Raw genomic sequence first — 11,991 nt, 5'->3', positions numbered from 1 at the left:
AATGACAGTCCGAAGCTGAATTTGCCGCGCGCCCACCTCAACGAAGGCAAGAACAATTTCCTCATAAATTCCGATCGACCGATCGTTGCGACTTCGTGCGACCGTGAAGATACGAAAAACTTCGTTTAGTCGAACTCCGCAGCATACCCGCTCGATCGGACGGTGCGGATAATGGGACGGCCGGTCATCTGCTCGAGCAGCCGGCGCAAGCGTCCGACATGGACATCGACCGTTCGGGGCTGGACGATGTAGTTGGGCGGCCACGCGGCGCTGATAAGTTCGGACCGGCTGAAGACGCGGCCCGGAGCCTGGAGCAGGAGGCTCAGAAGTCTGAACTCGGTGGGACTGAGTTGAACCTCCGTGGAGCCGTGTTTCACAAGACGCCTGCCTGTCTCGAGGCTGAATTCCCACACATCGAAGATGCCCGTATCTCCCCGCGCTTTCGGGACCTTACCTCCCGAGACGACCGAGTGCAGGTATGCCAGGATCTTGCCCGGCGATGTCGGGCGGACAAACGTTTCATCCACTCCTGCCCTTAACAGATCCAGATGATGTTGCTCGTTCCCACCCAGCATGAGGGTCAGCAGGCGGACATGTGCCGTGGCCCGGTTGGCCTTGAGCAGGCCGCACAGCTCCAATGCGCGGTCGACATTGTTTTCGGTATCGAGAAGGATCGCCACTACTGACGGCTGCGCCGCCAGTTGTTCAAGGTTCTCATCGCCAGCCAGCACGGACCTGAACCCCTCGGTGGCAAAGATATGGCTGAAAAGGAGGTAGAGGTCGGGATTCCGCGACCAGAAAAGGACTGAAGGCATCATACCGAGCCTCCTCCTGATTGAACGTTCAACGCTAAATCCGCCATTTGTTGCGTCAAAATATGGCTAGGAGCCGGGCGATTTGCGCAAAATTTCCCTCCGTTTCATTCGTTGGCCAGAAGCTTCACACTTTTTCCTAGATGTGTCCAGCAAGTTTGCAATTTTTTGTTGCAACAACCATATTGATTGACCTTGCCGAATACGGCAGTCTGTAGATTCGAGACTTTGTCTCGGTTATGCATGCCGGATGGACGACCGACCCTTGCTTATGAAATCCAGCATCGATCACCTGCCGCCGCTGAAACAGCGCGAGCTCGCGCGGGCCGTGGAAGTGCTGATCGAGGAATTCGAGGACGCGCTGAAGGGCGCAACGGCGGATTTCAAGAAGCGCGGGCGCATCCTCAAGGTCATACTTTTCGGATCTTACGCTCGTGGAGGCTGGGTGGACGAGCCGCATACCAGAAAGGGATATCGATCAGATTTCGATCTGCTGGTTGTGGTCAACAATCGCAAACTGACGGATTTCGCAGCCTATTGGCGCACGGCCGCTGACCGCCTGATGCGCGAGGTAAACACCCCTGTCAGCTTCATCGTGCACTCGCGCCGGGAGGTGAATACAGCGCTCAAGGAGGGCCAGTATTTCTTCGTCGACATTCGTCGCGAGGGGATTGTGCTCTACGAACTTGACGATGAGCCGCTTGCCAATCCGATCCCCGCAAAGCCGGCCGAAGCCGCCCGGGTGGCGGCCGATTATTTCGATGACCGGTTGGCCCATGCAAAGAAGTTCGCAAAAGGTGCCGGGTTCTATCTCCGCGAGAGGGATTACAAAGAAGCCGCCTTTCTTCTTCACCAATCAATCGAGCAAACCTACGCAGCGTTGTTGCTCGTTTTGACAAATTACAGTCCGGCTTCCCACAACATCAAATTTCTCCGCAGCCTTGCCGAGGATCAGTCACAGCAGCTAGCGGAAGTATGGCCTCGCGATCAACAGCGGTTCGTAGCTTGGTTCAACATCATTAACGAGGCTTATGTGAAAGCGCGCTATTCGCGACACTTCGAAATTACCAACGAGGCCCTTAGCTGGCTCTCTGATCGTGTCACGGACTTGATTGATCGGATAGAGAAGATCTGCCGATCACAGCTCGAGAAGCTGAATGACGAAGCCGAAAAGGCGGCCAGGCGATCATAGGGAACGCCTGTCAGTCACCGGGTGGCTGTCAGCCGCCGAGCAAAATTGGCAATGCATCGGACAGTTTTGCAGACATGGCAGATCCCTATAGTGACAACAATGGCTTGAATGGGGCCGTTTGGTGACTGACCGCTTTGGGGCGAGCATGACAGGTAAGCTGCCGATCGTTCATCCCGCATAGTCACCGGAACTGAGAGGGTAGCACGGAAGCCACTCCTGCTCTCATCTTCAAAGGCGCCGACATCAAACAGCTAGCCTTGGTCTAGACTAGACCCTGGATTTGCCGATCCTGCGCCCTTCCACTCGCCTAGTTGATGGAACAGAGCGCCACGGCGGCTGAGCCTCTAAGTCCGGAGAAACTCTTCCGCAGGAAGTCACAACAACTTCAGACCGGCGGCGTCTCGAACCCGGCTTCCCCTCAGCCGAACCGCGATAGGGTCGGTCGAATTTGCGACCGCTCAGCCGGCGACCTCTTCAATCAATCTAGAAGCTAGGCGTTCAATGCTAGCTGAGATCGCGCTGAAGCAGGGCTGGCGACAGTGGCGCCGAGCCCTTCCAGGAGCCATTTCGCCTTCTCGACGAGTTCGGCATTGCTCTTCACGAGCTCGGTTCGCGACATCCGGATCGTGTCCTCCATGCCAATCCGCACATGGCCCCCGAGCAGGTAGGACTGCATCAGCATCGGATAGGCTGCCCGGCCAATACCGAAACCTGTCCAGATGGCGTCCCGCGGCAACATGTTGCGGGCGAACATCATAGTCTCGGGCGTGGTCGCGAAGCCGTATTTTACGCCGAGCACAAGGCTCGCGAGCGGCGGGCCGCGAAACTCGCCGCTTGCGAGAAAATCGTTGAGGAGATTGATATCTCCGCTGTCGAAAAGCTCGAACTCGGGCCGGACCCCGCAGTCGTAGATGATCTCAGCCATCTTCTTGACGTTGGGCGGGGTGTTAATGACGACCTCGCTGCCGAACGTCATCGTGTTGAGATCCAGCGTGCAGATGTCGGGCCGCAGGTCACGGATGTGCTCGACGCGGCGTTCGGCCGTCACGAAATTCGTCCGGGGTCCGGCGATCTTGGGATCTTCCTCGCCGGGCTGGAACCGACCACCAGGTCCGGTGGTGATGTTCAGGATCACCTCAGTGTTCTTGGTGCGGATCAGGCGAACGAGGTCGCGATAGTGATCAAGTTCCATGGACGGTCGACCGTCGGGATGGCGGACATGAAGATGCAGGATTGCCGCGCCCGCATCGACCGCCTCGAGAGCCGAGGCCGCGATCTGTTCCGGCGTGACCGGCAAATTTTCATTGTCTTGCGGCCGTGTGAGGCTGCCGGTCACGGCGCAGGTAATGATGGTGTCCCTGGACATATGATTTCTTTCAACTTGCAAGGATAGCCGTGGCGGCGATCTCGACGAGCAGGCTGTCGTCGATGAGCGCCCCTGCCTGAACCATCGTCGTTGCCGGTCGAATGTCGCCAAAGACAGCGCCATGGGCCCTGCCAACTGCTTCCCAATCCTTCATATCGCGCAGGAAGATACGCGTCTCGACCACATCCTCAATCGAGGCGTCGAGTTGGCGTAGCGCCGCGCCGATGCGCTCCAGGACCACGATGGTTTGCCTTTCCGCGTCACCGGGGTGAAGTGCGCCGTTGGGTCCGGAGGCAGAGGTGCCCGATACGACAATGGTGTTTCCGGCGCGGACGGCCCGGGAATAGCCGATAGCCGCTCCCCAGTTGTTGGTCACGTCGACCCTTTGCCTGTTCATACGCTGCTCCTTGGCTGTCTGGAGGATTTCCTTGCCGCCAATCGTTATGCGAAAGCCGGCAACGCTCGGTCGAAGGCCCGCACTATTTCGTCGATGTCGGCGTCTTCCATGACGGTGGAGAACGCCATCAGCCCATTGCCAGCGATGATCACGCCCTGGTCGAACAATGCCTTGGCGAGAGCCGTAACCCGCGCGCCGCCATCGGCCGCGGCGAATGTAGAGCGGTAGTCGCTCAACGGTGCATCCGTCAGGTGGACACGGCGCAGCGAGCCCAGTCCGGTCACCTGCCCTTTGATTCCATGCCGGGCGAAACAGGCGCGAACACCCTTGTCGAACCGATCGCCGAGCGCCTCGAGTTTCTCGAATACAGGGGGCGTCAATTCCTCAAGAGCGGCTATCCCCGCCGACATCGAGATGGGATTGGCGCTGAAGGTGCCGCCATGCGGCACCGCGGGCTGGCCCTTGCTTGGATCGAACACCGACATCACTTCCGCACGGCCGCCGATGGCGCCGATCGCAAAGCCGCCGCCGATAATCTTGCCGAGCGTGGTAAGGTCCGGGTCGATGTCGAAACGGCCTTGTGCGCCATTGTAGCCAAGGCGAAACGTGATGACCTCGTCGAGGATCAGCAAGGCTCCGAGTTCGCGCGTGACGCGGCGCAGCATCGCCAGGTATTCGGGCTTTGCCGGGACGAGACCGGCGCGGTTGGGCATGACATCGACGAGGACGGCGGCAAGGCTGTTGCCGCTGGCGCGCAGAATGGCCTCGGCAACCGGGGTGTTGTTGAAGGGAATGACGACGACATCGTCGAGCACACCCTGGGGTGTCCCTTTGGCGGTCGGCACGGATCCCGGACTCTCGATATCGCCCCAGGTAGCGGGGCTGGCGTCCTGACTTGTCTCTGCCGGGTCATAGGTCCCGTGGTAGGCGCCCTCGCATTTTGCGATCTTCGGACGGAGGGTATAGGCGCGCGCGGCCTTGATCGCGTTCATCACGGCTTCAGTGCCGGAATTTGTGTATCGAAGCCGCTCGACGGACGGCAGGCGATCGCACAGAATTTCCGACAACCGAATCTCGCTCTCCGTGGGCATGCCGAAACACGTGCCGGCTTCCAGCTGCCGCGTGGCCGCCTCGAGGATCTGGCGGTTGCCATAGCCATGGATCAGAGAGGTGAAGTTTCCCAGGGCGTCGATCCGGACATGGCAATCGACGTCGGTGATCCGGCAGCCATCGCCGCGCCAGGCATAGATCTGATGTGGTTTTCGATAGACAGTGGTACGGGTGTTTCCGCCAGGCATGACCTCTTGGGCGCGGGCATAGAGCTTTTCGGAATTCGGTGTCGCCGGTGCTGACATGATAACGCTCATCGCTTGGTTCTAGGCGGAAAGGTTGATTCGCTCGCGACGCAACGTCGGGTTGCCGCTCTCGAATTCTTGAGCAAAACGGTGACCTGAGTATACGGCGGCATAAATAGCAGCGGGCGCTTCGCAGTCCCCGATGCGCGAGACGCGGCGCAGGCGGCCTGCATTGCCTTGATCAAGACGCGCGGTGAGTGCCTCAAACAGTTCGTTGCGCGGCAGCCGAGCCGTGACCAGGACAAGGGCGTCGGCCTCCTTGTACGCCGTGGCCCCAGTTCGCGCATCGAAGAAGAGGGCCAGATTGTCTCGGGTGCCGGCCAGCGCCATATGCGTAACCATCGCGACCCCGCGCTCATGGAGCCGCTTGGCCGTGCGGATGTTTTCAAGCGTGTTGATGGTGAAGGAGGAGATGTCGGCCGCTGGCGTGAGCAATGTAACGTCGTTGCCAGCAAGCGCCAGCTCTTCGGCGATCACGGCGCCCATATAGTAGTGGTCGTCGTCATAGACGATAACGCGGCCCGACGGGAGATTGCCGCGCATGATGTCGTCGGGTGTGAACACGGGCAGGCTGGCCGACAGGGCAATCGGCTTGAAGGCCGCGCGTCCGACGCCATCGGCGCGCCATTGCGATCCCGTCGCCAGCACGACCTCGTCGGCGTCGAATTCGAGAATTTCCGCCAACCCGAGATCGCTTTCGAGATAGACCCCGACATTCGGGAGCTTGTCGATCTGCGTGATGCGCCAGTCTCGAACCCTCAGCCATTCACGCAGGCCCGGCAGTTCGCCTTCAAGGGTCACGCGGCCACCGAGACGGCTCTGCCGCTCGGCTAAGGTTACCTGGTAGCCGCGCTGCCCGAGGGCCCGGGCGCATTCGAGGCCCGCCGGCCCACCGCCGACCACGAGCACGGTCGCATCGCTTGATTTGGCGGAAATTCGTTCGGGGTGCCAGCCGCGCCGCCATTCCTCGCCCATCGTCGGATTCTGTGTGCAGCGCAGGTTCGTCATGGCAAAGTGGCTCGACACGCAGATATTGCAGCCGATGCACTCGCGGATGTCCTCGTAGCGACCCTCCTCGATCTTCTTCGGCAGGAAGGGATCCGCAATCGACGGGCGCGCGGCGCCAATCATGTCAAGCACGCCGCGGCGGATCAGGCTCGCCATCGTGTCAGGCGAGGTGAACCGCCCTACACCCACGACCGGCTTGGTGGTGACGCCCTTGATCCCGGTCATGAACGGCTCGTGGTCGTTCTCCGATGCGAAGCGCGAGGTAGGTGAATCGTCAGCCCAGGTTCCCACGACGAGATCCCACAGATCCGGCAGTTCGGCGAGCAGGCTGATCGCCTCGATCCCCTCCTCCGCAACACGAAGGCCCTCGGGGCCAAACAGCTCATCAACGATCAGGCGTACGCTGACAGCGCAGGCATCGCCGCCGCCCTCTCGCGTCGCCTCGATCAACTCCTTCAGCAGGCGGACCCGGTTCTTCAGCGAGCCGCCATATTCGTCGGTGCGTTGATTGCGGGGCGATATGAATTGGAAGGCGATGGTGGAAAAATTGCCGTCGACATTGAGGATGTCGAAGCCGGCCTTGCGCGCACGCTGCGCCGCGACCTTCCACCAACCCAGCAGCGCCTTGATGTCGGATTTGTCCATGGCGCGAACCTGGACCGGATGGTGTCCGCTGACGGGCCGGTCCATCGGACCGAGCGGCACCTCGCGGGTCATGCGATTGGCATTGTAGTAGGCGGGATAGGCAAGTTGGACGCCGGCGAGCGAGCCGTGCTCGTGGACCGCTTCGACCATCAATGCCAGCGGAGGAATGTCGCCGTCATCCCACAGCATCTGCAAAACCTCCGGCATGAGGTCGCCAGAGGGATGAACGGAGCAATGCTCAGTGTTGACCACTGCCCATCCGCCTTCGGCCTTGATGCCGCGCATAGCGGCATGGGCCTGCGGTCGCAAATTGCCCATGCCGTTACAGTGAGGTGTCTGGTAGAATCGGTTGCGGGCGACAACAGGTCCGATCTGTACCGGGTCGAACAGGATATCGAAGCGTGGCTCCCGCATGCTTGGCTCTTTCTGTACCTCGCCTCATAGGGTGAGGAGACGTGGTTGGTCAGGGGGATGATCCGGCTCTATGCGCGGATCTTGATCCAGGTTGCCTTGAGTTCAGTGTATTTCTCGATCGCATGTAGCGATTTGTCCCGTCCGAAGCCCGACTGTTTGTAGCCACCGAAGGGCATCGTGATGTTGCTCTCGTCGAAATTGTTGACCCAGACAGAACCCGCTCTTAGCCGGCGGGCGGTGGACAACGCGACGTCGATGTTATCGGTCCATACCGCGGCGGCGAGGCCGTAGATGGTGTCGTTGGCGAGCGCGACTGCTTCCTCAGCTCCGGAAAAGGAGATTGTAGCAAGGACAGGACCGAAGATCTCTTCCTGCGCAATCCTCATCTTGTTGCTGACATTGTCGAAGACGGTTGGTTCGATGTAGTAGCCGCCGGTCTCGCCGAGGACACGCTTGCCGCCGGACTTGAGCTCGGCGCCTTCCCTGGCGCCGATGTCGATGTAATCGAGCACACGTTCCATCTGGACCTGGCTGACCATCGCGCCAAGCTTCGTGGCGGCATCAAGCGGATCGCCAACAGTAAGCGTTTTACCGACTGCTATAACCTTCTCGAGAAACACATCCTTGATCTTGGCGTCGACCAGCAGACGCGAGCCGGCGTTGCAGACCTCACCCTGGTTGAAAAAGATACCATAGGCCGCCGCCGTCGCGGCTTCATCGAGGTTGCCACAATCGGCCATGACGATATGCGGGGTCTTGCCGCCGCATTCGAGAGCAATGCGCTTCATGTTCGACTGGGCAGAATAGCTCATGAAGAGCTTGCCGACTTCAGTCGAGCCGGTGAACGTCACCGCGTCGACATCCATGTGCAAGCCAAGCGCCTTGCCCGCGGTCTCGCCAAGGCCGGTGACCACGTTGAACACGCCATCCGGGATGCCGGCTTCCGCCGCGAGCTCAGCGAGCCGAATGGCGGAAAGTGGCGACTGCTCGGCTGGCTTGAGAATGACTGAATTGCCCGCTGCAAGTGCCGGTCCGAGTTTCCAGCATGCCATCAGCAATGGAAAATTCCATGGAACGACCGCTGCCACAACGCCTACGGGCTCGCGCGTGATCATGCCCAGCGCGCCGCTGCCGGTCGGAGCGATCTCGTCGTAGATCTTGTCGATCGCCTCGGCGTACCAGGCGATCGTATTGGCCGATGCGGGGACGTCGATGGACCGTGCGTCGGAGATCGGCTTGCCCATGTTCAGGGTCTCAAGCAAGGCCAGTTCATCACCGTGTTGATGCATCAGCTCGGCGAACCGTTGCAGCACTTTCTTCCGCTCGCTCGGCGAACGCCGCGACCAGGAACCAGAGTCGAAAGCCTTTCGCGCGGAACGTACCGCCAAGTCGACATCCGCCGCGTCGCAAGACGCGACTCGGGTCAGCGTGGTCCCGTTGGCGGGATTGATCGCGCCAAACACGCCACCGGACACGGCGTCGACGAACCTGCCGTCTATGAATGATTGTCCGCGCAGGGTGAGGTTGGAGGCGGCCAGCCGCCAGTCGATCGCAGTCATCAGATTGCCTTTCTCGATAATCGATACAACACATCAATTTATGAGAAAATAGGCTGAGAGCGCGCTTCGTGTCAATATAAAATCGACCTGTCGGTCAATTCCGGGTTGAAAAGGCTAAGCTAAGTAGAGTCTTATCTAGAAAAAGCTTGGACTTGACTCGAAATCTTCGAATTAAATGGCGCAGTCATCGGCAATATATATAGATGCAAATAGAGCGCCATGGGCGTTACCACGCGCTCAAAAACGGAGATATTACTTTGCGTTAGGTGTTTGATTTCACGGTCATCTGGAATTGCTTTTCGAGTATTTTGGAAAGTTTCTCCGCGAGTCGCTTGGTGAGCGAGACGTTGAGGTCTCGATTGGCCTCCAGGATTCCATGGATCGTTCCCGTCACGCAGAGGCTGTGCAGCGTACGCTGGCCCTCAATCCTAATCGGGGCGGCGATCCCGGCAAATCCATCAACATCCTCCCCGATGCAATATGCCACGCCGGTTTTGCGCACGGTCTCCAGCTCGCCCAGAAGCTGGGCGAAGTCGACTTTTGTGGCTGCGGTGAACCGCTTCAACGGCCTGTCAAGCACGGAAGCGATAAAGTCGGGTTCCTGAAAGGCGAGGATCGCTTTGGCGGAGGCGCCGGCATGGGCCGGGATTTCAAGCCCTGGAACGATGTAGGCCCTGACCAGATTGCCAGGCGAGACCATGTCAACGCTGCGGACGCTATTGCCGGAAAGTCGCGCGATGAAGCAGGCTTGCCCCGTCTGTTCGGACAGTTCCTGAAGGGTGGGCCTTGCGACGACCTTGAGCCATTCGTCGCTGACGCCAGAAAAGAGCAGCCTTTCCAGCCGTCGTCCGAGCTTGAAGGTTGCCGTCTTTGGGCCGCTTTGCTCGATCAACTCAACATCGGCCAGACTCTTCATCAGCCTGTAGGCGGAGGCTTTCGGCAAATCGAGCATCTCGCCGACAGTCGTTCCCGAGATGCCGTCTGGAAAGCCGGCTACGATCTCGAGAATACGGACATAGCGTTCCAACGGCTTTTCTGTCGCCGACTTGCCCGATGTGCTCTTGTCCATGATGTCTGCGCTCTAGCCCTTTGCGATTCGATCATCATGCCAGTCGAAATAGCGCATGGCCAAGGGCACGAACCACGGAGAGCCGCCATAGAACGGAGCCGTGGGGAATTTTTCGACGTCGAAGACGGACGTGGTGTCTCCTCGTTCAAGAATTCTGGCTGCAAGTTTCTCCCCGAAATGTGTTCCCAGGGGAATGCCGGCGAAGTTGTAACCGAGCGCAAAATGGACCCCGTCGTTCACGCCGATATGGGGCATGAAATCGAAAGTTCCAGCGCAGTGCCCGGTCCAGGCACGGCTGATCCGGACACCCTTGAGATCGGGCAGAATCCTAGCCAGACGATCTCGGAGCGCTCCTGCGAGAGGCGTCGCCCTGGGACTCGCCGTACCGGTCATGCCGCCGAAAAGTAAGCGGCTCGAATCGGGCGCCGGTCGCAGGAAATCGATATTCATCTTGGTATCGAGGTAGGTACGGCGGTGCGGTATGACCCTGTCGATCGTTTCCGGCGGCAACAGCTCGGTTGCAATCAGAAAGCCGCGGAACGGAATGACACGCCTTGCAAGCCACTTCAGGTCGCGGCTCGTATAGCCGTTGGTGGCGACAATGACATGGCTGGCGGCAATGTCGCCTCTCGACGTTCGAACGATCTTCCCACGCTCATCATGATCAACGCCCACGACATTCGTCAGGGGGTACAGCCTAACGCCGGCATCGAGCGCCTTTCGGAGAAGGCCTGCGTGATAAAGCCCGGGATGAATTGAACCGAGATCTGGAATGACCGCGCCACCATGGTAGCTGTCGGAAGCGATCTCCGTTGGAACTTCATGCTTCTCGACCACGGAATAGTCAAAGCCGACGGCCTTTCGGGTCTGTTCGAGTTCTGCAACCAACGCCCGAAAATGGGCGTCCGAATTGGCGGCAATGAAGCGACCGCAGGTTTGGTAGTGGCATTCGATCTGCTCGCGGTCGACGAAGGCCTGGACACCGCGGAGAGCGGCATCAAGCTCGCGATAGACCCGCACCGCGTGGTCGCGCCCGGACTTTGCCGTCAGCCATTCAACGGACCGCTTGAGCGTGCGGCCAACGAAACCGGCATTGCGGCGTGCAGCGCCCTCGCCGATCCTCTGCGCATCGAGAACGGCAACGTCACAACCAGCGCGCGCCAGATGCAGCGCGGCGACCAGACCCGTGATGCCGCCGCCGACGACGACGACGTCCGCCCTGCCGTCAAGCTTAGCCGGCTCCATGCTCTCGCTCGCAGAGGGCGGCGGCGCCGCCGACCACCAATAAGGCTCCTCGAGATAATCGTCGGCGAACAATCTGGATTGCGCCCCGATCGTCCCGGTCTCTTGTGACATGATGTGCAGCATCACGTTACCTATTCTTGTTGGCGTTGTAGGCTACAGCCATCAGGCAACTCGTCAGTACGATCATCACCGCGGCCGCGGCGAGGATCGTGGGATCGAGTTGCTCACGCAGTCCCGTGAACATCTGCTTTGGAAGCGTGCGCTGCTGAGGTCCAGCAATGAACAGGACCATCACCACTTCGTCGAATGACGAGGCAAAGGCGAAGACCGCCCCTGCGGCCACGCCTGGCGCGATGATTGGAAGCATCACCGTTCGAAATGCCGTCACGCGGCCGGCGCCCAGACCTGCTGCGGCCCGCATCAGGTTGAAGTCGAAGCGCGTCAGTGTCGCCGTGACGGTGATGAGAACGAAGGGCGATGCCAGGATGGTGTGGGCAATGACGACGCCAGCGTAGGAATAGTTGAGGCCGAGCGGCGAAAAGAAAATGAAGAGGCCGAGACCCAGCACGACGACGGGAACGATCATGGGCGAGATGGCAAGCGCCATCACCGCCGCCCGAAAAGGAAACCTCGGATTGACGAGGCCGATTGCCGCGAGCGTGCCCAGCGTCGTGGCAACGACGGTGGTCGAACTGGCAATCACCAGACTGTTGATCATTGCCCCGGTCCAAAGGGGAGAGGAAAAGAGCTGTTCGAACCAGCGGAGAGACACTGCACGAAATGGGTAGGTGAACCAGGGATCGGCATTGAACGAGATCGGGAGAGCGACAGCCAGCGGCAGCACCAGCAGGAGAAGAGCCATCCCAACAAATCCATAGAGCGGTATGCGAATGTAGGCGGGAAACTCGGTGTAGACGCGGCGGCCCATA

Annotated in this window: 10 protein-coding genes; 1 reads left to right on the top strand and 9 read right to left on the bottom strand. The window is 59.8% G+C overall.

Annotated features, from left to right (window positions below):
• Positions 1–125: 125 nt before the first annotated feature.
• Positions 126–818 (bottom strand): winged helix-turn-helix domain-containing protein, encoded by a 693-nt coding sequence (locus tag WDX12_RS17170; RefSeq protein ID WP_434721331.1) that lies wholly within the window; start codon positions 816–818, stop codon positions 126–128.
• Positions 819–1,083: 265 nt separating this feature from the next.
• On the opposite strand from WDX12_RS17170, the gene WDX12_RS17165 reads away from it, so the two are divergent.
• Positions 1,084–2,004: a nucleotidyltransferase and HEPN domain-containing protein gene (locus WDX12_RS17165; protein WP_434721330.1), complete on the top strand. Its 921-nt coding sequence runs from the start codon at positions 1,084–1,086 to the stop codon at positions 2,002–2,004.
• A gap of 490 nt (positions 2,005–2,494) precedes the next feature.
• Here WDX12_RS17165 and WDX12_RS17160 read toward each other — a convergent pair whose 3' ends face one another.
• The 8 genes from WDX12_RS17160 to WDX12_RS17125 form a co-directional block, all read right to left on the bottom strand.
• Complete coding sequence (locus WDX12_RS17160) at positions 2,495–3,370, bottom strand: 3-keto-5-aminohexanoate cleavage protein (protein ID WP_434725656.1); 876 nt, start codon at positions 3,368–3,370, stop codon at positions 2,495–2,497.
• Between the two features lie 10 nt (positions 3,371–3,380).
• Entirely contained in the window at positions 3,381–3,767 is a 387-nt protein-coding gene (locus tag WDX12_RS17155; RefSeq protein WP_434721329.1) for a RidA family protein, read from the bottom strand.
• A gap of 44 nt (positions 3,768–3,811) precedes the next feature.
• Complete coding sequence (locus WDX12_RS17150) at positions 3,812–5,122, bottom strand: aspartate aminotransferase family protein (protein ID WP_434721328.1); 1,311 nt, start codon at positions 5,120–5,122, stop codon at positions 3,812–3,814.
• A 21-nt stretch (positions 5,123–5,143) separates the two neighbouring features.
• Positions 5,144–7,189, bottom strand: coding sequence for an FAD-dependent oxidoreductase (locus tag WDX12_RS17145; RefSeq protein WP_434721327.1), 2,046 nt, complete (start codon positions 7,187–7,189; stop codon positions 5,144–5,146).
• 68 nt (positions 7,190–7,257) lie between these two features.
• Positions 7,258–8,748, bottom strand: a complete 1,491-nt coding sequence (locus tag WDX12_RS17140) for an aldehyde dehydrogenase (protein ID WP_434721326.1) — start codon at positions 8,746–8,748, stop codon at positions 7,258–7,260.
• Between the two features lie 262 nt (positions 8,749–9,010).
• Positions 9,011–9,817: an IclR family transcriptional regulator gene (locus WDX12_RS17135; RefSeq protein WP_434721325.1), complete on the bottom strand. Its 807-nt coding sequence runs from the start codon at positions 9,815–9,817 to the stop codon at positions 9,011–9,013.
• Positions 9,818–9,829: 12 nt separating this feature from the next.
• Positions 9,830–11,185: an NAD(P)/FAD-dependent oxidoreductase gene (locus tag WDX12_RS17130; protein ID WP_434725655.1), complete on the bottom strand. Its 1,356-nt coding sequence runs from the start codon at positions 11,183–11,185 to the stop codon at positions 9,830–9,832.
• A gap of 4 nt (positions 11,186–11,189) precedes the next feature.
• Positions 11,190–11,990, bottom strand: coding sequence for an ABC transporter permease (locus WDX12_RS17125; RefSeq protein WP_434721324.1), 801 nt, complete (start codon positions 11,988–11,990; stop codon positions 11,190–11,192).
• Position 11,991 lies beyond the last annotated feature (1 nt).

The organism is Mesorhizobium sp. RIZ17 (assembly GCF_051127865.1).
GTDB lineage: Bacteria > Pseudomonadota > Alphaproteobacteria > Rhizobiales > Rhizobiaceae > Mesorhizobium > Mesorhizobium humile.
The sequence above is the reverse complement of the archived record's forward strand: the minus strand, read 5'-3'. Positions and strand labels throughout refer to the sequence as shown.